The sequence below is a fragment of the Nocardia sp. NPDC003345 genome (assembly GCF_053589395.1).
In genome coordinates this window covers 1-25,041 of the sequence record NZ_JBSFRU010000005.1, presented here as the reverse complement: position 1 = coordinate 25,041, position 25,041 = coordinate 1, and the positions used below count along the sequence as shown (strand labels likewise).

The window sequence follows — 25,041 nt, the reverse complement described above, 5'->3', positions numbered from 1 at the left end:
GGTTACGGGCGTTCGCGGGCTGCCGCCCGGAAGATGGCGGTCAGTGCGGTCAGATAGCGGTCCACCGAATGGTGGGCGACGGGATTGTCCGGGTAGATCACGCTGATCGTCGTCTCGGCGGGCAGGCGGTTGATCCAGATCAGCGCCTCCTCACCGGCGGCGCGGTTGCCGTACAGCCCGCCGCGCGCGATATCGAAGAACTCGCTGCCCGCGAAATCGCGGGCGTCGACATAGGAGATCATCGGATTGGACCAATCCGGCGGCACCTCGATACCGCTGCCGGCCGGCGCCAATTCCAGCACGCGGTGAATGGTGGCCGATTTGAGCCGCATACCGTTCTCGTAGGCACGCTGGGCGCGGGCGACCATCCGCGCGAACGAGGCGCGCGTCCCGATCGGGAACGCCACCGGCACCAGCGCCACATACCAGCCGATCGAGGCCATCTCCTCGAAGGTGGAGCGGGTGTTGAGCGGGGTGATGCCGAAGTAGTAGTCGCTGCCGGCGAGTTCCCGCTCGGCGAGGGCGGCCGCGGCGAAGACCCCGCCGGCGAATTCGCCGCCGTGGTCGCGGCACAGTTTCTCGAACCGGGCCGCTTCGTCCTCATCGAATACGGCGACCGTCCGGTGGGTGCTGTCGTGGGCGCCGTCCCCGCCGATTCCCAGATCCAGCGGGAACGAGGGCAGTTCGCCGTCGTTGCCGCGGAGCAGCCGCAGCCAGTCCTGGACCGGTGGGGAGGCCGGGGTGAGCTGGGCGGAGGCGGCCCGCTCCCGGGCGCAGTAGTCGGAGTAGGCGGCGGGCGCCGGCAGCGGGGGAGTCCGGTCCCAGGCGTGCCCGGCGTAGAGGCAGGCCAGTTCGAAACACGAGATGTGCTGGCCCACACCGTCGGTGTGCAGATGGTCGATGGCCAGGCAGACGGTGGTGGTTTCGCCGTGCTCGATCGCCCAGAAGGTGAAGCAGTCCCAGCGCGGCGGGGGTGGAGTGCGGGCCTGGACGAGGTCACGGAGTTGTGCGGGACTGTCGATACGGCCGTGATCGACGGGTGCGAACTCGAGGTGTTCCGGTTCCAGCAGATGCCGGTGGAGCGCACCGTCGGGTGCGTGAGCGAACCAGCTGCGGAAGGTGTCGTGCCGGTGCAGGAATTCGTTGACCGCCCGGGTCATCGCGTCACGGTCCAGGACGGTGGGCACCTCCGCGGTGGCCAGGCACAGTCCCGAGAGGCGGTGCGCGTTTCCTGCGTTGCGGTGGACCCCGCGCAGATAGTGTTCCTGCTGATGTGAGGGTGGCGCGCTGTGGCGCGGCGCGGCCGCCGCGTATTCCCGGGACCGCGGCGTCGCCGCCCAGCAGACCACCTGCCCGGGGGCGGGGTTCCATTCGTCGATGAGTCCGAAATCGACCATCTCTCCTACCTCAGTTCACCGCCGGCGCGGCCGCCGGAACGGATCGGGCCGGCGCGTCGGCCGAGTCGGGCAGTGCCAGCGTCACCACGGCCAGGACCACGGCGACCACCGCGATCGCGGACAGCATCACGGTGCTGCCGCCGAGGGTGTGGGCGCGGAAGAACGCGGCGGACAACAGCGCGAGACCGACCCCGTTGCCGATCTGCTCGATGGTGGGCAGTACTCCGGAGGCCTCGGACATCTGTTCGTCGTCGAGCCCGGCCAGCATGATCGGTTGCAACGGCACCGCGAAAACACCCGCGCCGAACCCGCACAGCAGTACCGGGACCGCGCACAGCAGCATGTTCACCCGGCCATCGGTGATGTTCAGATACACGACCCCCGTCAGCACGCAGGCGGCGTAGAGCATCAGGCCGCCGGCGAGCACCCGGGTACCCCACCGCTTCACCAGGACCGGGGAGAGCAACGCGCCCGCACCGGCACCGAGCGCGAACGGCGTCATGGCGATCCCGGTGCGCAGCGGGGAGAACTGCAGCACATCCTGCAGGGTGATGGAGATGGCGAAGACGAACGCGGTGAACAGCCCGAAGAACCCGGTCACCACGATCGACCCGACAGCGAATCCGCGATCGGCGAACAGGTCCGGCCGTATCAGCGGGCCGGCGCCGCGCCTGCCGGCCCGGCGTTCGTGCCCGACGGTGAGTACACCCGCCACGAGCGACGCCGCGATGATCAGGCAGGGCAGCGGCCGCCAGCCGTGCAGATGGATTTCCGACAGACCGTAGAGGAGGCCGAACAGGGTCAGGGCCGAGAGCACCACACCGGCCGGGTCCATCGGCGCGCGCCGCGTGGGTACGGCCGGCCTGAGGTAGCGCCACGCCAGCGCGAACGCCACGACTCCCAGCGGCAGATTCATCAGGAATACGCTGTGCCAGCCGAGACCGGCGATATCGGCGGTGACCAGCCCGCCGCCCAGGATCGGGCCCAGCAGCCCGGCGAAACCGGAGGTGGCGCCGTACAGGGCGAACACCGTGGTGTGCAGGTTCCGGGGGAACAGGGCGGTGAGCACCGCGATGGTCTGGGCCGCCATACCCGCCCCCGCGACGCCCTGCACGATCCGCGCCGCCACGAGTTCGCCCGCGCCACCCGAGGTTCCGCACCATACCGAGGCGGCCGTGAACGCGACCACGGCGAACAAGAACATCCGGCGCCGTCCGATCCGCGCGCCCAGCCGCGCCGCGGGCAGCAGGGTGCAGGCGAACGCCAGCGAGTACCCCGAGACGATCAGCAGTTGCTGTGCCGAGGTGGCGCGCAGATCGCCGGTGATGGCCGGTAGCGCGGTGTTCACGATGGTCACGTCGATCATCTGCATGAACACCGACACCAGGCAGCCGGTGAACGCGAGCCAGGCGCCCGCGTCACCGGAGCGGGTGGCGGTATCGGTCACGAACGCGCCTCTTCGGGTACCCGGCCGTCGGCGGCGGCGTCATGGACCGCTGCGGCACTGTCGCTCCGGTCACCGGACGGCCCCGAAGCTGCCGCGTGTCCGCCGTTGCCGTTCGCCGGGGCCGGATCCGGCCCGTGCCCCGAACCGTTGGTGGTGGCAGCCACGGCCTCCGCGGTGGCCGGCAGCGCGGCGGCGAAACCACCCGCGGGGTCGGTGGACAGGATCAGCTCGGCGACCTTCGGGCCGGCCTGTTCCAGACTGAACGCCCGGCCCATCTGCAGCGACATGAGTTCGATGCCGAGCTGTTTGCTGACGCGGGAACCGAATTCGACCGCCATCAGCGAATCCAGGCCGAGCTCGGTCACCGGCGCGGTCAGATCGATGGTGTCGGGCTGCACTCCCATCACCACCGCCAGCTGGTCGGCGAGCATGCGGGCCATCGCCTGCCCGCGTTTGTTCTCCTCCAGCGCGGCGAGTTCGGCCTTGAGCGTGGCGAGCATGGAGTTGTCCTGGACCGAGGCCGCGACCAGTGCGGCCAGCCGCCCGGTGCGGGCCATCTGCGGGAAGGCCGCGGTGAGCTTCGACCAATCGGTGGGAATCACGGCCGCCCGGGTGACCCCCAGCCGCAACGCCTGTTCCAGGTAGGTGGTGCCGTCGGCCATATCGATCGCCCCGAACCCGGCCAGTTCCAGATATTTCGCGACCTTGTCGTCGGCGGCCATACCGCCGGACGCACCCGACATATGACCCCAGCCCACGCACAGCACCCGTTCACCGGCCCGCGACCACTCCTCGGCGAGGGCCTCCACCGCCAGATTGGCGGCCGTGTAGTTGTACTGGCCGAAGATCCCGAACATCGAACCGCCGGAGGAGTACAGCACGAACATATCGAGGTCGGCGCCGGCCGCGGTGACCGCGTCGTGCAGCACCCGCGCCCCGTGCACCTTGGATCGGTAGACCCGCGACAGCTGTCCGGCGTCCATATGCTCGACCCGGTTGTCGGCGACCGCGCCCGCCGCGTGGAATACTCCCCGCAGTGGGTATCGCGGATCGTGGGCTCGCGACACCACGGCCGTCACGGCCGCCACATCGGTGATATCGGCGCGTTCCTCGAGCACCGTGACCTCGGCGGCCCGCCAAGCCGCCAGCTGCTGCCGGGCGGCGGGGGTCGAGGCGCCGCTGCGGCCGATCAGCACCAGCCGCCGCGCTCCCTTGGACACCAGCCAGGTGCCGGTGGCCATCCCGAAACCGCCGAATCCCCCGGTGATGAGATATGTGCCGTCCGGATCGATCTCGAGCTCGGGCAACATCGGCCGCACCGGCGGCGCCTCGCCGGTCATCGACAGCGCGATGCGGCCGACCTTGCCGGAGCGGATGGTGTCGTCGAACGCCCGGGTCACCTCGTGGGTGCCGTACAGCTCGTAGGGCAGGGGGCGGTATTCGCCGGACCGGAACTTCGCCACCACCCGGCTCAGCAGATCGGCCAGTTGCAGCGGCCGGAACCGGCACATCCGATCGAGGTCCATCGAGAAATAGGACAGGTTCTTGTCGAAGTTGGCGAGTTCGAGCAGGCCGCCGGTGTAGATATCGGCCTTGCCGACCTCGACGATGCGCCCGAACTCGCGGATGGCCTTGAAGTTCTGGCGCAGCGCCTCCCCCGGCGCGGAACTCAGGATGACATCCACGCCCACGCCGTCGGTGAGCCCGAGCACCTCGTCGGCGAAATTCAGCGATCGCGACCCGAGGGCGTGATCGGCGCCGAGCGCGAGGATATGGGCCCGGCGCTCCGCGGTGCTCGCGGTGCCGATGATACGGGCGCCGCGGGCCTTGGCGACCTGGATCGCCGCGGACCCGACCCCGCCCGCGGCGCCGTGGATGAGCACGGTCTCACCGGGTTCCAGCCGCGCCAGGTCGAGCAGGGAGTACTCGGCGGTGCCGAAGGCGGTGGTGCTGGTGCAGACGGCGGGGTCGGTATCGGCGGGCAGCGGGATCACCGCACCGCGGTCTACGACGTGGTAGCGCCGCATCATGCCCTTGGCCGCCAGTGCGACCAGATCGCCCACCGCGATATCGGTGACGCCCGCGCCCAGCCGCGTGACCCGGCCGACGCCCTCCATACCCGGGCTGGTCCCGAAGAAGGTCTCGGCGAGTTCTCGTTCGCCGAGGATGCCCATCACCTTCAGCGGATCCTTGTAGTTGAGGCCGATGATCCGCATACCCACCTCGAGCTCGCCGGGCCCCGGGTCGCGGCGCGGGGTGCGCCGCCACGCCAGCGCGGACAGCAGCCTGGATTTCGGTATCTCGAGGGCGAAATCGGCCTCCGGATCGGTGAGCGGTTCCGCCGTGTCGAGAACATCGATCCGCTCCTGCAGGGGGGCGGTGATCCGCGGCAGCCACCGGGAGCCGTCGCGCAGCAGGACCTCGTCGGAGTTGTCGTAGCGGAAGGCGCCCGGGACGGCGAGTTCGGCACAGAGGTCGGCGACGGAGGTGCCGGGCCCGGTATCGACGAGGCGCCAGCGCAGGGCGGGCTGCTCGTTCAGTAGAACCCGTCGCGCACCGGCCAGTGCGGCGTGACGCGAGTCCGGGGCCTCGGAGCCGTCCGGCAGGGTGAAGGCGCGTTCGGTGACCAGGGTGAGATGGCAGGAGTCGCTCGCGGCCGCGGGCATCGGCGAATCGCCCGCGTCCGGTGCGACGAACAGGTGCGCGGCCACCGCGATGCGTTTGAGCGTCCACAGCGCGGACAGATCGTCCTCGACGCGGCCCGCGACGATCACGATATGAGTGCGGGTGGTGCCGGGATCGTCGGTGGCGGTGCGCAACAGGGCGGTCAGGTCGGTGTCGAGATGCGGATCGTCACCGCGGGTGAGCCGATAGTGCGCGCCGGGGACGGCATCGGCCAGCGCGCGGGCGCGGGCACTGTCGCCGAGGGCGAGCACGATCGTGGTGGCGGCCCCGGTATCGCCGAGGGCCTCCGGGTCGATCGGGCCGGCCGCTTCGATCGTCTCGGCGTAGTAGAAGTCGGCCATTCGTTGCAGCGGGCTGCCGCCCGGGGTGAGAGCGCCCAGCCGCACCCCGATCAGATGCAGGCAGAGGGTGCCGTCGGCGGCCAAGAGCCGCACATCGGCCAGCGGACCACCGGTCCGGCGCGCGACGACCGTCACCTCGTCGGGCAGCGCCCGGTACAGTCGCGCCGCCGAGACCCCGACCGGCACCATGGCGCCGTCGCCGAGCCCGTCCTGCGCGAACAGCATCGCCACCGTCTGCATGGCCGCGTCCACGACGGCGGGATGGGCGAGATGACCCGATCCGGCGGCGATACCGCCGTCGACGCGCGCCACCACGGCGTCGCGGCCGGCGCGTACGGCGGTCACCCGCCGGAACGCGGGCCCGTACTGCAGACCGCGCCCCGCCAGCGCGGCGTAGAACAGGTCGGGGTCGATCTCGATCGCCGCCTCCGGCTCCGGTACCGAGTCGGTGATGGTCTCGTAGGCGCCGGTGAGGACGCGCCCGGTGGAATGTACGGTCCACACCGTCCCGGTCGCACTGCGAGAGCGGATCTGGAACCGTCCACTGGCTTCTTCCAGAGCGAGTTCGAGAAACGGTACGTCCGGCTGCGCCATCACCAGTGGCGCGACGAACCGTACGTCCTCGAGCGCGACGCGGATATCGCCGGAGCGGGTGGCCGCGGCGCTGAGGGCCGCGTCGAGATAGGCCGCGCCGGGCATGATCCGCATCCCGCCCACCACATGATCCGGCAGCCAGGGCAGCAGTTCGGTCCCGACCTGCAGCATCCAGCCCGGCCGGCCTTCCATATCGGGATCACCCAGCATCGTGTACGTTTCGGCGCTGCCCAGCCGTAGCTGTTCGAACAGCGGCAGCGGATTGTGCAGGCGGATGTTCTGCCACGGATAACGCGGCAGCGGCAGATGTTCGGTGGCCGGGCGCCCGGCCGGGAAAAGGGCCTCGGTGTCCAGGACACCGGCCGCGTACACACCGGCGATGGTGCGACGCATGCTGTCACCGTCGGGTTCTTTGCGGTTCAGGGTCCCGACCGTGGCGCCGTTCTCCCCGGCGGCGAGCAGGATCTCGCGGATATTGCCGGACAGCACCGGATGCGGGCCGATCTCCACGAAAACCCGATGCCCGGCCGCGACCAGGCCCGCCACGGCGTCGGCGAAACGCACCGGCTGCCGCACGTTCGCGCACCAGTACTCGGCGTCCCAGCCGTCCTCGGCAGTCACGACCGCCTCCGCGGTAACGGTGGACACCAGGGGAATTCGCGGCGCGCGGGGGGTGAGCCCGGCCAGTACGGTCCGCAGCTCGTCCAGGACCGGGTCCATGAACCGGCTGTGATAGGGCACCTCGACCCGTAGCGCCCGGGCGAAGGCGCCGTCTTCGGTGAGCTTCTCGGCGATCTCTTCGAGCCGGTCCACATCGCCGGCGAGGGTGAGCGATCCGGGACTGTTGATCGCGGCGATATCGACCGCGTCGTGGTCGGTGAAATACTCCCGGACCTTGTCCGCACCGGTGCCGACGGCGAGCATACCGCCGCTGCCCGCCGTCGTGGCCTGCAATCGGGACCGGTGGTAGGCCACGGTGACAGCTTCGCGAAGGGTGAGCATGCCGGTGACATAGGCGGCGGAGACCTCGCCGACGCTGTGGCCCACGATCCGTGCCGGTGTGATGCCCTGGGCGGCGAGTTCGGCGACCAGACCCACCTGGACCAGGAAGTTGGCGGGCTGGGCGACCTCGGTCGCGGTGACCCGGGATCCATCCTCGGGATGGAGCAGTTCCTCGATGATCGACCATCCGGCGACGTCGCGGAACGCGTCGTCGACGGTCCGTGCCGTCGCGGCGAACGGCCCGCCGGCGGTGAGCAGATCCCGTGCCATACCCCACCATTGCGGTCCCATACCCGAGAACACGAATACGGGTTCGTCGGTACGCCGGGACACGGTGCGGACCGCGTCGCGGCCCTCGCCGCCCGCGTAGGCGCGCAAATCCGCGACCAGTGCTGCGCCTTCTCGCAGCGGGAATCCGGTGCGGAAGCCGTGATGGGCGAGCCGGGTCCACGCCGCCTCGGCCAGATGATCGGGGTCGGCGCCCGCCTCCAGCAGATCGGCGAACCGGCCGGCCATGGCGCGCACCGCCGGCGCGCTGCGGGCGGAGATCGGCAGGACTCCGAGGTGGTGCCGATCGCCGGGGCCCGCGGCAGCGGCAGCGGCAGCGGCGGCCGGCCGGAACTCCCGCAGGATCGTATGGGCGTTGGTGCCGCCGTAGCCGAATCCGTTGACCGCGATCGCCATCGGCTCCGCCTCGGCCGGTAGCGGTTGCGCCTCGAGCTGGATATGCAAGTTCAGGTCCGCGAACGGAATATCCGGATTGGGTTCGTCGAGCCAGCCCTGCGGTGGAATGGTCCGATGCCGCAGGGCGAGAGCGGATTTGATGACACTCGCGATCCCGGAGGCCGCTTCGGTATGACCGAGCGTCGCCTTGAGCGAGCCCACACCGAGCGTCCGCTCCCGGGCGCCGGCCGCGCCGTACACCGCACCCAGGGCCCGCAATTCGATCGGATCGCCCACCGGTGTCCCGGTGCCGTGGGCCTCGACATAGGTGATCTGTTCCGGGGCCAGCCCGGACCGCTCGCAGACGGTGCGGGCCAAGGCCTCCTGTGACGCCGCGTTCGGTACGGTGATGGCCGCGGTGCGACCGTCCTGATTAGACCCGGTGGCCTTCACGACGGCGTACACCCGGTCACCGTCGCGCAGGGCGTCGTCGAGCTTCTTGAGCACCACGACCCCGCCGCCTTCACCGCGGCCGTATCCGTCGCCGGCGGCGTCGAAGGATTTGCAGCGGCCGTCGGTGGCCAGGAAACCGCCCTTGCACATCATGACGAAGGTCTCCGGCTGCAACATGACGTTCACGCCACCGGCCAGGGCCATCGCGCAGTCGCCGTTCTCGATGGCCTGGCAGGCCAGATGGAAGGCGACCAGCGAGGACGAGCACGCGGTATCGACCGTGAGCGCGGGCCCGACCAGATCCAGTGCGTAGGCGATCCGGTTGGACAGCATGGTGTAGGAGGCGCTGGCCGCGGTATGCATATCCACATGGGCCAGGGCGGGTCCCACCACCCCCACCACCGATTGGTCCACCACGAAGCCGCCGATGTACACGCCGACGGACTCACCTGCGGCGCGACCGGCGGCGCCGGCGTCGTCGAGAGCTTCCCAGGCCACCTCGAGGAGCAGGCGTTGCTGGGGATCGAGGCCGGTCGCCTCCCGGGGCGAGATACCGAAGAAGTCGGGGTCGAATTCCCAGGGGTCACCGGTGAGGAACGCGCCGTGCCTGGTGTAACTGCGCCCGGGAGTGCGCTTCTCGGGATCGTAGTAGCGGCGGTAGTCCCAACGGTCCGGTGGGATCTCGACCACGGCATCGCGTTTGTCGATCACGAAGTCCCAGAAGGATTCCGGGGAATCGATTCCGCCGCCGAATCGGCAGCCGATACCGACGATGGCAATGTCCGACATCTGTATGTCCTCCCGAAGACGGGGTGAGCCGCGGTTTCCCGCCGAAAAGCTGGAGCAGAGCGTCGCCGCGAACGCCGCCGGAATAGCGCATGCGAAGAAATCCGGCCGAATTGCCAATGGGTCGCAAAATATCCGGTGCCGCTACGACATCGGTGCCGATGCTACCGAGCGGTAGTGGTGTACTGGAATCCGTTCCGGACAACCTTCCGTCACCGCACAAGCCGCGCCGGGATCGGTTGTGAACCAGCCCAGTGGCTTTGCGGCGCCGTCGAATTCGTGTTCAGCCGCCCAGTGCGGCGGCGAAGAGCGGCCAGGAATCGTGCAGATCCTGCTGCCAGTAACCCCAGGAATGGGTGCCGTCGGGGCGCAGCGCCACGGTGGCGGCGATACCCAATTCGCGAAGCCGGTCGCGCAATCGCAGGGCGCATCCCGCGGCGACGGCTTCGAGGACGCCGCCGACCAGGAGTTGATCGGCGAGCTTCCCCGGATTCCGCGCGATCCCCGGCCCGTGCAACGTGTCCAGCGCGCCGGGGGCGCCCGTGCCGGCCGAGAGGTAGACGGTGAGACCACGCAGATCCGCGCCCCGCACGAAGGGATCGTTACCGGCCCAGGCGGGGTCCTGGGGCGGGCCCCACATATTCCGGGGATCGCCACCGTTGCTGCGGACCACCAGTTCGACGATCGCGCGTCCCTGCGGATCGCTGGTGCGGACGCATCCGCTGTACGCGCCGAGGGCGCGATAGCGGCCGGGCGCCGCCAATGCCAGCTGGAACACCGAGGCCGCCGCCATCGAGACCCCGGCGAGGGCGTTCGCGCCGGTCCCGTGAAATGCCGTATCGATCAGCGGCGGTAACTCCGCGGTCAGGAACGTGGTCCAGCGCTGGCGCCCCAGTACCGGGTCGTCGGCACGCCAATCGGTGAAATAGCTGCCCGCACCGCCGATCGGGTTGACCACGGTGACCTGCTCGGCCGCGAAGAACTCCCGGAGATCGGTGCGGTCGAACCAGTTGCCGCCGTCTCCGCCGCCGGTGATCCCGTTGAGCAGATAGAGAACCGGCGCCGCGGTCGTGGCGTCCGCCGCGGGCAGCACCCGCACCGGAATGTCGCGGCGCATGGCCGGTGAGTACACCGCGAGCTCGGCCGCGCGCCCGCCGAGCGGCCGGATACCGGTGATCCGCGCCGGTCCCGCCGCGGATTCGCCGGCGACGGGTGCGGGGGTGGCGGGGTTCGCCGTGGCCGGCGCGGCCGGGCCGGGAACGAGAACGGCGACGGTGGCCGAGACGAGCAGGACGCGGACGGCGCGGCGCCTCCGGTGCGGTCGTGGCATCGCCGCACGCTAAACCCGCCACCTACCGCATCGGCGCGCTTCCGGCGATTTCTGTGACGCGGGCCAGCACGGGGGAGACCTCACTCCTCTCGACCCCAATACGCCCCGGTGGCCGGAGCGTATCCGGAGGCCGACGCCTCTATGGACAGATGACTGGACAGGTGTAACCATCGGTGGACGGCAGCCGCGCAGCGGCGGCTGCGGCGACCGACGAGAGGAACCAGCGCATGGACGTCCGCGCACACCGGTACGGGGCGATCACGATCGGTGGTGGCCGGCGATGAGCGCGATGCGGCCGTGCGAGCGGGTGGGTCTCGAATTCATCGAGAACGCGCCGTTGAAGTTCAGCAACAGCGTGGACCTGGCGATCACCCCGGAGCAACTGTTCGAGGTACTGGCCGACGCGCAATCCTGGCCGCACTGGGCCTCGGTCATCACCAAGGTCACCTGGACCACCCCGGAGCCCCGCGGTGTCGGCACCACACGGGTGGTGGATATGCGCGGCGGCCTGGTCGGCGACGAGGAATTCCTGGCCTGGGAGCCCTATACCCGGATGGCGTTCCGGTTCAACAGCTGCACCACCGGCGCGGTGGCCGCGTTCGCCGAGGACTACCGGATCGTGCCCACTCCGGAAGGCTGCCGGCTGACCTGGACCCTGGCCCAGCGGCTGGCCGGTCCGGCGCGATACACCTCCTGGCTCGCGGGACCGTTCATGAATATGGCGTTCCGCCGCTTCCTCACGAACCTGCGCCGCTACACCGATCAGCGATTCGCGACCGCGCAACAGCAGTAGGCCCCCGGGTGCCCGGGCCGGACGCCGTCCGCCCCGGGCACCCGGGAAGAGCTCAACCCATCAACAGAGAGCCGGCCAGCCACGCGGCCAGCACCAGGCCCACCCCGATCAAGGCGCCGGGATACAGCGCGCGCCCGCTACGCGCGGCGTTGACCGAGACCCCGGCTCCGAGCAGGAACCCGAGACTGCCGCCCAGCACGATGATCCAGTTCCCGACGCTGGGGTCGGTACTGCAGCCGGCACGCCCCTCACAGACTCCCATCGCCAGCAGGAACCACGGTGAGAGGACGACCGAGACGATCGCCAGCGTGGCCAGCAGGAACCAGAGCAGGCCGGTGATCACCAGATCCCGCTCGCGTGGGGCGGGAACGGGCCCGCCCCGCCCGTAGGCGTCGTCCGGTATGGGCGAGATCGGATAGTCGGTGGAGATCTGATTCGGGAACATATGCCTCGCGATCGCTCGAACCTGTACAGCCGCCGGATGGTTCCGGTCAACCCTGCCTGTGCCGCAACCGATCCGGTATCGCGCGACACTACACTGCGGACAGTCCTGCGGCACCGGTTGCGGGCGGCGGTGGGCGACCACCGCGGCGACGAGCGAGCAGAGGAGACACGATGCGTGTTCTGTACACGGCCGAAGCGTTGTCCACCGGCGACGGCCGCAACGGCCGCACCCGGACCACCGACGGCCGGATCGACCTGCAACTGGCGATGCCGAAGGAGATGGGCGGCAGCGGCGACGGCGCCAACCCGGAACAGTTGTTCGCCGCCGGGTACGCGGCGTGCTTCCATTCCGCGTTGCGCCTGGTCGGTTCGGAGGCGAAGGCGAATACCGACGATTCCGCGGTGGGCGCGAAGGTCGGTCTCGGCGCCGGCGCCGGCGGGGCGTTCGGTTTGACCGTGGTACTCGAGGTATCGCTGCCGAACGTGCCTCTCGAGGAAGCCCGCAAACTGGCGGACCGCGCGCACGAGGTCTGCCCCTACAGCAACGCCACCCGCGGCAATATCGATGTCGAGGTGCGGGTCGCGCAGGACTAGATCCCGGTTCAGGTGCCCGGCGATTCGGTCGCCGGGCGGCCGGGCCGCACCTCCGGCCCCTCGGGGCCGGTCTCGGGAGTCGCGGGCGTATCCGTCTCGTCCGCGTCGCCGGGCGCCGCGGACGCCGGCTCCGCAGCGGCCTCGGGCGGTTCGCCCGGCGACCGGGCCGGGACCGAGGCCTGATAGTTCGCGGCCGACTCCCGGGATACGCTGATCTTCCAGGGCATCCGCACCGCCTTGGCGCCGTCACGCGGCATCGATGCGACCGCGACGACGGCGGCGCCGACCGCGATGAGGATGGCGGCGATGGCGGCGGTCGTGATGGTGCCGGACGCGACATAGTCGACCTGGTTCAGGCCCGCCACCGGTTTCGTACCGTCGTTGAAGGCCCAGTTCACCCAGGAACCGATCTGGCCGCCGAGGTCCCAGCGCCGGATCGTCATATTCTTCAGCGCCTTCTGGCGGGAGGTCAGGTACAGCAGGTTCACCAGCACCAGCACCGCCGTGAGTACCGCCCCGCCGGTGGCGATCCGGGCGAATCGCTTGGAGTCGGTGACGATATGGATCGCGATGGCCGCGAGGGTGACGGCGATAACGCTGCTGGCCGTCACCGCCCAGGAACCGGTGAGGTCGGCGGCGGGCGGCGGGCCCTGTGACGACCACACAGTCAGATACCGGGTGGTCGAATCGACCTGGCCGAACGGGGTGGCTCCGGCCATACCGTCGGGTCCGTGGGCGACCATCCAATGCTGGAACATCAGCACGAAAGTGATGACACCGCCGAGACCGGTGCAGACGTACCCCCACTTACCGCGCATCCGGGGGGTGTTGCGGATCTCCTCGGCACGGTCCCGTGTCCCGCGCCAGGCGGTGCGGGCGAGTTCCCGGCGTCTGTTCCAGCGGCGCGCCCGTTCCTCCGCATCGGTGGATCGGGCCGCCGGCAGGTCCTTTCCGGGCCCGGCCGCCGCCGGTTCTGCGGTGCGGACCGCGCCGGAAGAGGCGGCGCCGTCACCTCCGCTCGCGCCCCACGGAGTCGGCTTGACCATCGCTTCAGTCTAAGTCGCCGCCCACTGGTGGGAATAGCGCCCGAACGTGTTGCGCCGGTGCGGGTGCGTTCAGGCCGCGGTGCCGCTGTCCTGGTGCCCGGCGTGGCCTTCCGCCACCAGATCCACGACCGAATCGCGCAGGCCGGCCCGGATCCGTCGTGCGTGTTCGCGCAGCGCGGGCGAGACCGGTCGCGCTGTGTCCGGCTCGCTTTCGGCGAGTTCGACGAGGTCGTTCGCGATATGGCACAGTGCGATCAGTCGCCGCACCATATCCCGCCGCTCGGACGGCGGAATTACTTCGGTGTTCACGAAGGTGTCATCGCATCGGCGGTACGTGTCGTTTCCGTTCGAGACCACCAGGAGGAGAATCGGTGAACCTGCTGCGCCGGGCGCTGCTGTCGATCCTGCTCGTCCTGTCCGGCGTCGCCTGTACCGACGGCGACGACCGATCGGCGGCCGAATACCCGGAGCGTGGCGAGGTCGTGACGGTCACTCCGGTCATGGAGATGACCGCCGACCGGACCGCGGACTATCTGCGGGAGTGGACGTATCCGGTCGCCGGCGCGACCGCGGTGGGTGCCTACCGCGTCGTATACGGCACCGTCGCGCCGGACGGCACGCCGGCCACCGCCAGTGGGCTGGTCGTCGTCCCGGAGACCGCGAACCCGGCCCTGCGGATCGTCTCCTACGCGCATGGGACGATCGTGCGCCGCGACGAAGCGCCCTCGGCCGACGGTGAGACCGAACGCGCGCGCACGGTGATGTTCGCCGCCGCCGGATATGCCGCGGTCGCGCCCGACTATCTGGGACTGGGGGAGGGGCCCGGCCCGCATCCCTATGCACATGCGCCGAGCGAGGCGTCCGCGTCGGCGGATCTGCTGACCGCCGCGCGTACCGTGCTCGCGGATCAGGGCCGGGACACTCGCCCGGATGTATTGGTGACGGGCTTCTCCCAGGGCGCGCAGGCGGGCCTCGCGCTCGCCCGGCAACTGCAGGAGGGGGCTGTGGCCGGATTCGGCCTGGCCGCCTCGGCGACGGTCAGCGGTGCCTACGCGGTCCGGGAGGTACAGGCGCCCGGTGCGCTGGACGGTCGCGTCGACCCGAAGCGCGCGGTGCTGTATCTCGCGTACTGGATCACCGCGATGAACCGGATCTACCACCTGTACGACGACCCCGCCGAGGCCTTCCGCGCGCCGTACGCGCCGCGGATCGAGGAACTGTTCGACGGCCACCACGACCTGCTGTCGGTCAGCGCGGGATTGCCGCGCACCCCGCAGGAATTGCTGACCCCCCGATATCTGGCGCTCGCCGAGAACCCCGCCGGTCCGGCGCTGCGGGCCATGACCGACAGCGATACCGTCTGCGACTGGGTACCGGACGCGCCGGTGCGGCTCTACGCCGCGCCCGCCGATCGCAGCGTCCCGTTCGACAACTCCCGGCAGTGCATGAAGGCGGAACTCGGCGGGCGGGCCGAACTGATCGACCTCGGCGATATCGATCACGGCGCCACGGTGCGGGCCGCGCTACCGCAGATCCTCGACTGGTTCCGGAAAACGGCACCGCCCGCCGTAACCGGCTGACCGGTTCGGGCGGGCGGTGTCCACCGTGCGGGATCGTCAGTGCATGAGCACGGGCGCCGGTTTGTCGGCGTCGGCGGCGGGTACCGCACTCGCCTTGCGCGGCAGCAGCAGCGAGAACGCCAGCGTGACCACACACAGCACGAACGCGACCCAGAAGCTGCTCGCATAGGCGTCCGACATATCGCCGAGGACGACGGCCTCGAATTTGTCGCCCAGGCTCGCGATGTACTGCAGTACCGACGGATCGGGCTGCTCCCCGGCCCGCTGCGCCTCCGCGACCGCCTGGCCGGCCGAGACGGCCTCGGAATCCTGCATCCGGTTGGTCAGCACCACCGAGATCACCGCGACACCTACGGAACTGGCGATCTGCTGGATGATGTTCAGCAGGGTGGAACCGCGGGCCACCTGGGTTTCGCCGAGGGTTCGCAGCGCCGCGGTCATCAGCGGCATCATGGTCAGGCCCATGCCGAGACCCATCACGAACAGCACGGCCAGCACGTAGACATACGAACTGCCGGCCTCGATCTGGGTCAGTCCGAACATGGTCGCGGCGAGAATGGCCAGACCCGCCGGCACGACCCGGCCGACCGGGACCTTGTCGACCAGCATGCCGGCGATCGGCATCGTCAGCAGCGAGCCGATACCCTGCGGCGCCACCAGCAGGCCCGCCATCAGCGCGCTCTCGCCCCGGACCTGCTGGAAATAGGTCGGGATCAGCAGCAGCCCGCCGAAGAAGGAGGCGGAGAACAGGAACATGGTCAGCGTCGCGACGGTGAGATCGCGGTTGCGGAACAGCCGCAGATCGAGCAGCGGGTTCTTGGGCTTGAACGAGTAGAGGACGAAGGCGACCACCAGGGCGCCACCGACCAGCATCGTCGCCCAGACCTTCGGGGTGTTGACGGTGCCCTCCTCCGGGATGGAGGAGATGCCGTACAGGAACAGCGCCAGACCCGGCGACAGCATCAGCATGCCGACGAAATCGAACGATTCGCTGTCCTGCGGCTCGTCCTTGGGCAGCACGAACCAGGCGTACACGATCGCGATCGCGCCCAGCGGCAGGTTGATCAGGAAGATCCAGTGCCAGGAGGCGTCCTCGATCAGCCAGCCACCGAGGATCGGGCCGAGGATCGGGCCCAGCAGCATCGGCACACCCAGGATGGCCATGAGCCGGCCCATCCGCTCCGGACCGGCGGCCTTGGTCATGATCGTCATACCGAGCGGCATGAGCATGCCGCCACCGAGGCCCTGGATCACCCGGAATCCGATGAGCGCACCGATGTTCCAGGACAGCGCGCACAGCACCGAACCGGCGGTGAACAGCAGCAGCGCGACCATGTACAGGCGTTTGGTGCCGAACCGGTCGGCGGCCCAGCCGGTCAGCGGGATCACCGTGGCCAGCGCGAGCGTGTAGGCGGTGACGGTCCAGGCCACCGTGGAGTAGTTGGCGACGTCGAATTCGGACTGGAACGTCGGCATCGCGACGTTGACCACCGTGATGTCCAGAATGGACATGATGGATCCGAGTACGACGACACCGGCGAGTTTCAGAACCGACGCGTCGATTCTCTCCGGGGCCCCCGCGCCGGGGGCGGGGGTGGAGGTTGCGGTCACGAATTGTCTCCTGACGGTATGGAGGGGATTGCCACGGAGTTGTCCACGGCCCCGGATTCGAGCACAGCGGTGAGCACGTTCCGGAGGTCGCCGCGTAATGCGTCGGGCAGGCGGTGGACGACCTTGTCGATGGTCGCGCGGTGTATCGCGATCTGGTCCCAGGCCAGCCGGTGCCCGTGTTCGGTCGGGCCGACGAGTTTCACCCGCCGGTCGGTGGGGCTTTCCTGCCGGGTGAGCAGGTCCAGGCGTACCAGCCGGTCGATATTGCGTCCGGCCGCGGCCATGGACAGGCCGAGTTCGCCGGCGATGGTGTGGATCGGCTGCGGTTCGCTGTGCCGTACGACGGTGAACAGCACGCGGGCCTGAGAGAGGGTCAGATCCAGTTCGGCGAGCCGGTCGGCCCCCTGCCACCGGCCCGGATCGCAGACCGCGAGCACGAACTGCTCGACCAGTGCGCTGACCTCCGACTCGCTTGCCACCGCGCGATCATATGGGTTGGCGTAATAATTGCGGAAGCGAGAATATCTCGCCTGTGATGCAGAACATACGGAGGTGCCGGCACTATCGCCGCACCGGTACCTCCGGCACGCCAGCGGTCAGCGTCGGTCCGCGGGTTCCTCGGTGAGGAAGCCGCCGATGAGTTCGGCGACCCGCTCCCGCTGTTCGAGGTGCAGGAAATGGCCGGCGCCCGCGAGCGTCTCGGCACGACCGCCGGCCGGCGCCAGGGCTTCGGCCACGCCGCCGGTGAACGCCGGGTGCAGGGTGGTGTCCGCGGACCCGTGCAGGTACAGCATCGGCACCCGCGGCGCCGCGTAGCGATGGCGATGCGGTGTGGCGTAGGGCTCCGGCGGGGCTCCGGTGACCCGGGCGAAGGCCCGGTAGTAGGACACCGCGGCGCTCCGGTGCGCGTTATCGGGCAACGCGGCCAGCGCGTGGGCGATATCGGCCTCGGCCGGGTATCCGGGGGACCAGTCGTGCCACAGGCGCGGTATCAGCCGGTCCAGCGATCGCTCGGGAAGTCTCGGCAGCTGGTTGAACAGGATGTACCAGCTGAATCGCAGCTGGCGCAGATAGGCCCCGGCCGATCGGAGGGCAGCTCCCCGCCGGGGCCGCATGGCCGAGAGCGGCGGCACCGCCAGCGATACCACCCGGGGGAACGGGCAGTCCGGTTGCGCGGCGACGGTATTGGCGGTCAGGGCGCCCCAATCGTGGCCGATCAGCGCGGCGTCGGCGGGCGAACCCAGCCTGCGATGCAGTGCGAGCGCGTCGTAGGCCAGCGCGCCGAGATCGTAGACACCGTCCGCCGGGACCTCGGTCGGCGCGTACCCGCGGGTGAACGGCGCCACCACCCGGAACCCGCGGGCCGCGAGCGCGGGCCCGAGATACCGCCACGTCCAGGCGCTGTCCGGGAATCCGTGCAGGCACAGCGCGAGCCTGCCCTCGGGATCGCCCCACGTCAACGCGGTCGTCCTCAGATGTCCGAGGTCGAATTCAAGGGTTTCGGGTGGCTGCGGCTGTTGTGCGCCCATCGGGTCGCTCCTCTCCGGTCTGACCCGACACGGTAACCACTGCGACCCGATCCCGCCCCGCCGAGACCGGGCGCACCGGTAGCGGTATGCTCACATCCCCCGGAAGAGGTAGCTGTGCCGGTGCTGCGGGCAGGCCCGGATTTCGCACGGCCACGGGGTAGCTGATGTCATATGTGGCAAGGTAATTGGGGATCGGAGGAGCAAGCCCATGGCGCGCAAGGTCGTCATCAGTTTGATCGATGACCTCGACGGCGAATCACCCGCGGCCGAAACTGTGGTGTTCGCATTCGAGGGCGTGACGTACGAGATCGACCTGACCGAAGCCAACGCGGGGGAATTGCGCGCAGTCTTCGGTAAGTGGACCCCGTTCGCCCGGAAGGCCGGTCGGCCGGGGCGTACCAAACGGGAACGCACCGGCCGGCCCGCATCCGCGCGAGTCGTGCGGGAGTGGGCGGTCCGCAACGGACACGAGATTTCCGCCCGCGGCCGGATTCCGGCCGGAATCCTCGCCGCATTCCGGCGCGCGACCGAATAGCAGGCCGGTCGCGCGCCGCTCGGTTCCGGATGCCGCCGCTGTCAGGCAGGTTTGTAGGCGATTCCACCCACGAAAACCCGCTCTTCGGGGAATCGCGCCCGCAGTGGCGGTCCGGCGGGCCACCAGTCGTCGAGTTCCACGAGCCCGGGCTCGATGAGTTCGAGCCCGGCGAAATATTCGAGAATCTGTTCGGTCCGGCGGTACCAGCCCGATCCCAGACCCTTCTGGGTGAAGGCGCGCTCCAGATTCTTGGCGAGTTCGTGCAATTCGGGGCGTTCCGGACCGGGGTCGTGGAAGTGGCTGATCGCCAAATATGACCCCGGCGGCAGCAGGTCCACGTATTTGCGCATCATCGCGGCGGGGTCGAGTTCGTCGTCCACATGGTGCAGCAGCCCGCAGAGGATCAGCCCGATCGGCCGGTCCATGTCCAGATACCGCATGACATCGGGATTGCGGAGCAGGGTGTCCGGTTCCAAGAGGTCGGCGGGCACGAAATGGGTGTTGTCGTTCTGCTCCAGGAGTACTCGCCCGTGCGCGTTGCATACCGGGTCGTTGTCGACGTATACGACGTGGGCGTCGGGATTCTGCTGTTGTGCGACCTCATGGGTATTCGCCACGGTGGGCAGCCCGGCGCCGATATCGAGAAGCTGGTCCAATCCCGCATTGCCGACCAGATATCGTACGACGCGATGCAGCCAGCGCCGGTTCATTATCGAGACGTCACCCTGTTTCGGGGCCACCTCGAGAATTTGGTCGTAGGCGGCGCGGTCGACATCGTAGTTGTCCTTACCACCGAGGCTGTAGTCGTAGACGCGAGCGATACTGGCCCGGGTGGTATCCACCCCCACAGGTTTGCGAACGCCGGTCCGGTGAGCCGGTTCGGCCATGTCGACCTCTCTCTGCGCAATCAATGTGAAATGAATGTGATTCGAGATATCAGCCTAGAACGCCGACCGGTACCCGGCAATCGAACCGAAAGAATTGCGCGACAACGATTTCGGATCCGAGGTGTCACCTCGGATCCGCCGTCGTCCGGCCGCATTCCTTCGTATGCCTAACCGGGAGAGTGAATGCTGCGCAGCCGTTGCGTTTCGGGCCGCTTGTAACCCACCCCGCCGATGACGACCCGTTCTTCCGGAAGTCGTTCCCGGGTCGAGGGTCCGGCGGGCCACCAGTCCTCGAGCTCGCCGAAACCGGGAGGTATGAGTTCCAGGCCGTCGAAGTATTCCAGCTGCTGCGCACGGGTGCGGTACCAGCCCGAGCCCAGGCCCATTTCGGTGAAGGCGCGCTCCAGGTTCTTGGCGAGCCGGTGCAATTCGGGATTCTCGTCCGCCGGGTCCCAGAAATTGGTGATCGCCACGTACGAACCCTCGGGCAGCCGTTTGATGTACTCGCGCATGACTCCCGGCGGATCGAGTTCATCGTCGAGGTGATGTAGCAACCCGCACAGGATCACCGCGATCGGCCGGCTCGGATCCAGATACTGCAGCACTCGCTTGTGCTCCAGCAGCGTCCCCTCCTCGAGGACGTCACCGGAAACGAAATGCGTGTTCTCGTTCTGTTCGAGCAGAACTCGCCCGTGCGCGTTGCACACGGGGTCGTTGTCCACGTAGACGACCTTCGCCTCGGCATTCTCCTGCTGGGCGATCTGGTGGGTATTACCGACCGTCGGAAGCCCGGCGCCGATATCGAGGAATTGGTCGATTCCGGCCGGCCCGGCCAGATAACGCACCACCCGGTGCAGCCAGCGCCGGTTCATCCGGGATACATCGCCCTGTCGCGGTGCTATCCGCCGTATCTGTTCGAAGGCAAGGCGGTCGACATCATAGTTGTCCTTACCACCGAGGCTGTAGTCGTAGACGCGGGCGATACTGGGCCGGGTAGTGTCCACTCCGACCGGTGCCCGAACCCCTGTCTGCGGAGCCGGCTCCACCATGAATACCTCTCTCTACGTAGCACAATCGAACAGGGCGATCGTATGCCGTGGGTCCCGCGGGGCGCGCTCAGGCGTCCGTGCCGCGATCGAGCACCTTGCCCGGAAGCCACCCGCCGCCGAGGTGGGTCACCCGCCACCAGTCGATATCGATGACGACCGCCGTGACCGGGGTGGCGAAGAACGGTTCGACCTGGGGTTCCTTACGCAGCAACGCCTGGAAGGTCGCGTCCCGGTCATCGTCCGCGCGCAGTGTCACCGTGCCGAGTCCCTGTGCGAACGGTTCCGCGATCCCCGCGGGCACCACCTTCACGCCCACATTGGGGTTGGCCCGCAGCTGGTCCAGCGTGCGGCCGCGGTTCTCCAGGATGAGGGTGAGGGTGAACAGGTCGTCGTCGAGATTGGCGAAAAAGGCGCTGGTCGCCCAGTTCACGCCATCTTTGGACGTCGCGAGGTCGATCGTGGAGTGGCCGAGGACCTCGGTCAGCTTCTTGCGGATTTCGGTGGTGGTGACATCGTCGGACATGCGGTCCTCCCGTGGTTCTCGTGGTGCGTGCGGTTCTGGTGGTGCGCGGTATGCGGTCGGCAGGCCACGGCGGCGACCGGTACGGGCACCTGTCGGCTGCCGGTCAGCCTAGCCGTTGCGGGTACCGCCGCGCAGCGCGGCATCCGGTGCCGTGATGTCGCGAAAGGATTGGCCCGCAACGAGTTACAAGGCAGAAACATCTGCCTGCCGACGGGAGTTTGCCCGGCCCCGCGCGGGGTTCCGACACGGGGGAGTGGCGCGGAGGCGCCGTTGTCGCGATGTGGACGACAGCGCGGTATGCTGGAAACCGCTCCAGTGGTACACGCTCCTGCTGCCGATGCCCACATCGGTGTCGTCTCCCCAGGTCTTGGTGGTAGTGAGGCCGAACGGTCGTATCGTGGTGGAGTTTACGCAAGGAAACCTGATACCGCGTGCAAACAGGAAGAACCTACCTGCAAGCGGCACTGTAGGATTCGCTCCGAGATCCGGCGGCGGGGGTTGCCGTGTGGGTGCCGGCCCTATCCGGCGTCGGCGCGTTACGGAGAAATACGCGCTTACCACAGAGTAAGATCGCCTGCCGACCGGTGCGGTTCGTCGGTGGCGGGCGCCGTACGATGCAGCACAGCACGAACTGGCCAGAGGCGATCATGACAAACGAGCAGGACGATTCCGATATTCCGGATCAGGCCGAGGCCGATCGGGGGCCGACCGTACTCCGCATCTCCCTCGGCAGCCGGCTGCGCCGGTTGCGGGAGGCATGCGGGATCTCCCGTGAGGACGCCGGGGACCATATTCGCGGATCCCATGCGAAGATCAGCCGTCTCGAGCTGGGCCGTACCCGGTTCCGCGAGCGGGATCTGCTGGACCTGCTCAGGCTGTACGGCGTCGAGGATCAGGCCGAGCTGGACGTCTACCTCGATCTGATGCGCAAGGCCAATGATCCGGGCTGGTGGCAGCCGTTCAACGATGTGGTGCCGCAGTGGTTCGAAACCTATATCGGCCTCGAGCAGGCGGCCACCACGATCCGTACCTACGAGGCCCAGTTCGTCCCCGGGCTGTTGCAGACCGAGGCGTACGCGCGGGCGGTCATCCGGCTCGCGAACGAGGACGAAACGGAGCGCCGCGTCGGGATGCGGATGCGCCGCCAGGAGATCCTCAGCCGTGCGTCGGCTCCGACGGTCTGGGCCGTGGTCGACGAGAACGCGTTGCGCCGGCCCGTCGGAGGGTATCCGGTGCTGCGCGGTCAGATCGAGCATCTCATCGCCGTCTCCGAACGACCGAATGTGAAGATCCAGGTGCTGCCCTACAGTGTCGGCGGCCACCCCGCCGCCGGCGGTTCGTTCAGCATTCTGCGCTTCCCGGAACCAGAGCTGGCGGACATGGTCTATATGGAGCAACTGACCTCCTCCGGCTACCTCGAGAAGAAGCATGAGGTGGAGGTGTACATGACGGTGATGAACAAATTGAGCGTCATCGCCCCCACGCCCGGCGAGAGCCGCGACTTCCTCCGGAAGGTACTGGGCGAGCTACCCGCCGAGTAGCCACGCATATACGGGGGAGGGGAGAGGTTCACGCCGGAGGGCGGTGTCGCCGGGCGGCACGCGCGGCCGTCGCCCCGGAACCGCCTGCCTCCTGCCAGGTTCTTCGGCGGGAGTGAACCCTTCTACCGTCCTCTGTACCCAAAGCCCTGTCCCGATTAATAAAGATAGATACGTAGATATGCGCATCTAACTATGAGTCAAGTTCAGCATTTGCTTCCGACCGAGCACAAAGAGTGACAAGGACACAGGGAATGGTAGGAAAGGAGCGTGGCCGCTACTGGTGATGACTCAGGCTCCGCTCGTTCTCGCGCTGTATCGGAGGTGGTGGAGCTGGTCAGCACGCTGATCCGCTTCGACACCTCCAACACCGGCGACCCGGCGACCACCAAGGGGGAACAGGAGTGTGCCGAATGGGTCGCCCGGCAGCTGGAGGACGCCGGGTACCGGACCGAATACGTGGAGTCCGGGGCGCCGGGCCGGGGCAATGTCTTCGCGCGGCTGCCCGGCGCAGATCCCGGCCGCGGCGCGCTCATGATCCACGGGCATCTGGACGTGGTGCCGGCCGAGGCCGCCGATTGGAGCGTGCATCCGTTCTCCGGCGCGGTTCAGGACGGATACGTCTGGGGCCGGGGCGCGATCGATATGAAGGATATGGTCGGGATGATGCTGGCGATCGCGCGCCAGTTCAAGGTCGAGGGCACGGTACCGCCGCGCGACCTGGTTTTCGCCTTTCTCGCAGATGAGGAGAACGGCGGCAAATGGGGTTCGCAGTGGCTGGTGCGGAACCGGCCGGATCTGTTCGAGGGGATCACCGAGGCGGTGGGAGAGGTCGGCGGCTTCTCGCTGACGGTACCCCGCCCCGACGGCGGTGAGCGGCGGCTGTATCTGGTGGAGACGGCGGAGAAGGGGCTGGGCTGGATGCGGCTGCGCGCGAAGGCGCGGGCGGGACACGGTTCGTTCCTGCACGAGGACAATGCCGTGACCATTCTGGCGGCCGCGGTGGCCCGGCTCGGTACGCATACCTTCCCGCTGGTGGTCTCGGATTCGGTCGCGGAATTCCTGGCCGCGGTATCGGAGGAGTCCGGGCTGGTGTTCGATCCGGACAGCCCCGATATCGAGGGCACGCTGGCGAAGCTGGGGTCGATATCCCGGATCATCGGCGCCACCCTGCGCGATACCGCCAATCCGACGATGCTCGATGCCGGGTACAAGGCGAATGTGATCCCGCAGACCGCGGAGGCGGTCGTGGACTGCCGGGTGGTTCCCGGCCGGCTGGCGGAGTTCGAGCGGGAGGTCGACGAGCTCATCGGCCCGGATGTCGAGCGCGAGTGGGTGACGAAACTGGATTCCTACGAGACGACGTTCGACGGTCATCTGGTCGACGCCATGAACGATGCCATCCTCGCTCATGATCCGCAGGGGCGGACGGTGCCGTACATGCTGTCCGGTGGTACCGACGCGAAAGCGTTCGCGGATCTGGGTATCCGGTGTTTCGGGTTCGCACCACTGCGGTTGCCGCCGGAGCTGGACTTCGCGGCCCTGTTCCACGGTGTGGACGAACGTGTTCCGGTCGACGCGCTCGAATTCGGCACCGCGGTGATGGAACACTTCCTGTTGCACAGCTGATCCGATTCGAAAGAGGAGAACATGGCCGACAATCCCTATGACGCCCTGCCTTCGGTGCCTGCGTTCACCGTGACGTCCGCGGACGTCACCGACGGTGCGACGCTGGGCAACGATCAGGTCAGCGGTGTGTTCGGCGCCGGTGGCAAGGATGTGTCGCCCCAGCTGAGCTGGTCGGGTTTCCCGGTGGAGACGAAGAGCTTCGCGGTGACGGTCTACGATCCGGATGCCCCGACGGCCTCCGGTTTCTGGCATTGGGCAGTGGCCGATATCCCGGTCTCGGTCACCGAATTGCCCGCCGGCGCGGGTAGTGAGGGCGGATCGTTGCCGGCGGGTGCGGTGGCCCTGCGCAACGACGGTGGTTTCGCCGGTTTCGTGGGCGCCGCGCCGCCGGCCGGTCATGGCCCGCATCGGTATTACATCGTGGTACACGCGGTGGATGTGGAGTCGCTGGGTGTTCCGCCCGAGGCGACACCGGCGTTCCTCGGGTTCAACCTGTTCTCGCACACGCTGGCGCGGGCGACCCTGCTGGGTACCTACGAACAGAAGTGAGCGGATAGCGCTGTGGCCCCGGTGGAGACCGGGGCC

Annotated in this window: 20 protein-coding genes; 7 read left to right on the top strand and 13 right to left on the bottom strand. The window is 68.6% G+C overall.

Going from position 1 to position 25,041, the window contains the following annotated elements:
• Positions 1 to 2: 2 nt before the first annotated feature.
• The 4 genes from ACWDU1_RS01370 to ACWDU1_RS01355 form a co-directional block, all read right to left on the bottom strand.
• Positions 3 to 1,397, bottom strand: coding sequence for a condensation domain-containing protein (locus tag ACWDU1_RS01370; protein WP_449994831.1), 1,395 nt, complete (start codon positions 1,395 to 1,397; stop codon positions 3 to 5).
• A 10-nt stretch (positions 1,398 to 1,407) separates the two neighbouring features.
• A complete protein-coding gene (locus ACWDU1_RS01365; RefSeq protein WP_449994829.1) occupies positions 1,408 to 2,844 on the bottom strand; it encodes an MFS transporter in 1,437 nt (478 codons plus the stop codon).
• The gene (locus ACWDU1_RS01360; protein WP_449994827.1) at positions 2,841 to 9,371 is read right to left on the bottom strand and encodes a type I polyketide synthase; all 6,531 of its coding nucleotides are present in this window, start codon (positions 9,369 to 9,371) and stop codon (positions 2,841 to 2,843) included. The genes ACWDU1_RS01365 and ACWDU1_RS01360 overlap by 4 nt, the downstream gene beginning before the upstream one ends.
• A 280-nt stretch (positions 9,372 to 9,651) precedes the next feature.
• The gene (locus ACWDU1_RS01355) at positions 9,652 to 10,698 is read right to left on the bottom strand and encodes an alpha/beta hydrolase (RefSeq protein ID WP_449994826.1); all 1,047 of its coding nucleotides are present in this window, start codon (positions 10,696 to 10,698) and stop codon (positions 9,652 to 9,654) included.
• A gap of 289 nt (positions 10,699 to 10,987) precedes the next feature.
• Here ACWDU1_RS01355 and ACWDU1_RS01350 point away from each other — a divergent pair, with 289 nt between their 5' ends.
• Positions 10,988 to 11,491, top strand: coding sequence for an SRPBCC family protein (locus tag ACWDU1_RS01350; RefSeq protein WP_449994890.1), 504 nt, complete (start codon positions 10,988 to 10,990; stop codon positions 11,489 to 11,491).
• Between the two features lie 52 nt (positions 11,492 to 11,543).
• Here the strand turns inward: ACWDU1_RS01350 and ACWDU1_RS01345 are convergent, their stop codons facing one another.
• Positions 11,544 to 11,936: a hypothetical protein gene (locus ACWDU1_RS01345; RefSeq protein ID WP_449994824.1), complete on the bottom strand. Its 393-nt coding sequence runs from the start codon at positions 11,934 to 11,936 to the stop codon at positions 11,544 to 11,546.
• Positions 11,937 to 12,106: 170 nt separating this feature from the next.
• On the opposite strand from ACWDU1_RS01345, the gene ACWDU1_RS01340 reads away from it, so the two are divergent.
• Positions 12,107 to 12,529 (top strand): organic hydroperoxide resistance protein, encoded by a 423-nt coding sequence (locus tag ACWDU1_RS01340; RefSeq protein WP_449994822.1) that lies wholly within the window; start codon positions 12,107 to 12,109, stop codon positions 12,527 to 12,529.
• Between the two features lie 8 nt (positions 12,530 to 12,537).
• On the opposite strand, the gene ACWDU1_RS01335 is transcribed toward ACWDU1_RS01340, so the two are convergent.
• Positions 12,538 to 13,575, bottom strand: coding sequence for a hypothetical protein (locus tag ACWDU1_RS01335; RefSeq protein ID WP_449994820.1), 1,038 nt, complete (start codon positions 13,573 to 13,575; stop codon positions 12,538 to 12,540).
• 69 nt (positions 13,576 to 13,644) lie between these two features.
• Positions 13,645 to 13,884 carry a hypothetical protein gene (locus tag ACWDU1_RS01330; RefSeq protein WP_449994818.1) on the bottom strand — a complete coding sequence of 80 codons (240 nt, stop codon included), beginning with the start codon at positions 13,882 to 13,884 and terminating at the stop codon, positions 13,645 to 13,647.
• Between the two features lie 62 nt (positions 13,885 to 13,946).
• Between ACWDU1_RS01330 and ACWDU1_RS01325 the strand changes: the two genes are divergently transcribed.
• Positions 13,947 to 15,155, top strand: coding sequence for a hypothetical protein (locus ACWDU1_RS01325; RefSeq protein WP_449994817.1), 1,209 nt, complete (start codon positions 13,947 to 13,949; stop codon positions 15,153 to 15,155).
• A gap of 36 nt (positions 15,156 to 15,191) precedes the next feature.
• Here the strand turns inward: ACWDU1_RS01325 and ACWDU1_RS01320 are convergent, their stop codons facing one another.
• From ACWDU1_RS01320 to ACWDU1_RS01310, 3 genes are all read right to left on the bottom strand, one after another.
• Complete coding sequence (locus ACWDU1_RS01320) at positions 15,192 to 16,766, bottom strand: DHA2 family efflux MFS transporter permease subunit (RefSeq protein ID WP_449994815.1); 1,575 nt, start codon at positions 16,764 to 16,766, stop codon at positions 15,192 to 15,194.
• Positions 16,763 to 17,245, bottom strand: a complete 483-nt coding sequence (locus ACWDU1_RS01315; RefSeq protein WP_449994813.1) for a MarR family winged helix-turn-helix transcriptional regulator — start codon at positions 17,243 to 17,245, stop codon at positions 16,763 to 16,765. Before ACWDU1_RS01315 ends, ACWDU1_RS01320 begins: the two co-directional genes overlap by 4 nt.
• A 117-nt stretch (positions 17,246 to 17,362) precedes the next feature.
• The gene (locus tag ACWDU1_RS01310) at positions 17,363 to 18,295 is read right to left on the bottom strand and encodes an alpha/beta fold hydrolase (protein WP_449994811.1); all 933 of its coding nucleotides are present in this window, start codon (positions 18,293 to 18,295) and stop codon (positions 17,363 to 17,365) included.
• A gap of 208 nt (positions 18,296 to 18,503) precedes the next feature.
• Between ACWDU1_RS01310 and ACWDU1_RS01305 the strand changes: the two genes are divergently transcribed.
• Positions 18,504 to 18,830 carry a histone-like nucleoid-structuring protein Lsr2 gene (locus ACWDU1_RS01305; protein WP_449994809.1) on the top strand — a complete coding sequence of 109 codons (327 nt, stop codon included), beginning with the start codon at positions 18,504 to 18,506 and terminating at the stop codon, positions 18,828 to 18,830.
• A gap of 41 nt (positions 18,831 to 18,871) precedes the next feature.
• Here ACWDU1_RS01305 and ACWDU1_RS01300 read toward each other — a convergent pair whose 3' ends face one another.
• From ACWDU1_RS01300 to ACWDU1_RS01290, 3 genes are all read right to left on the bottom strand, one after another.
• Positions 18,872 to 19,672, bottom strand: a complete 801-nt coding sequence (locus tag ACWDU1_RS01300) for an SAM-dependent methyltransferase (RefSeq protein WP_449994807.1) — start codon at positions 19,670 to 19,672, stop codon at positions 18,872 to 18,874.
• Between the two features lie 212 nt (positions 19,673 to 19,884).
• Positions 19,885 to 20,721, bottom strand: a complete 837-nt coding sequence (locus tag ACWDU1_RS01295) for an SAM-dependent methyltransferase (protein WP_449994806.1) — start codon at positions 20,719 to 20,721, stop codon at positions 19,885 to 19,887.
• A gap of 112 nt (positions 20,722 to 20,833) precedes the next feature.
• The gene (locus ACWDU1_RS01290) at positions 20,834 to 21,289 is read right to left on the bottom strand and encodes a hypothetical protein (protein ID WP_449994804.1); all 456 of its coding nucleotides are present in this window, start codon (positions 21,287 to 21,289) and stop codon (positions 20,834 to 20,836) included.
• 647 nt (positions 21,290 to 21,936) lie between these two features.
• Between ACWDU1_RS01290 and ACWDU1_RS01285 the strand changes: the two genes are divergently transcribed.
• The 3 genes from ACWDU1_RS01285 to ACWDU1_RS01275 all read left to right on the top strand — a co-directional run bounded on the left by ACWDU1_RS01285 (position 21,937) and on the right by ACWDU1_RS01275 (position 25,005).
• Positions 21,937 to 22,830: a helix-turn-helix domain-containing protein gene (locus ACWDU1_RS01285; protein ID WP_449994802.1), complete on the top strand. Its 894-nt coding sequence runs from the start codon at positions 21,937 to 21,939 to the stop codon at positions 22,828 to 22,830.
• A 267-nt stretch (positions 22,831 to 23,097) separates the two neighbouring features.
• A complete protein-coding gene (locus tag ACWDU1_RS01280) occupies positions 23,098 to 24,456 on the top strand; it encodes a M20/M25/M40 family metallo-hydrolase (protein WP_449994800.1) in 1,359 nt (452 codons plus the stop codon).
• A gap of 21 nt (positions 24,457 to 24,477) precedes the next feature.
• The gene (locus ACWDU1_RS01275) at positions 24,478 to 25,005 is read left to right on the top strand and encodes a YbhB/YbcL family Raf kinase inhibitor-like protein (protein WP_449994798.1); all 528 of its coding nucleotides are present in this window, start codon (positions 24,478 to 24,480) and stop codon (positions 25,003 to 25,005) included.
• Positions 25,006 to 25,041: the final 36 nt, after the last annotated feature.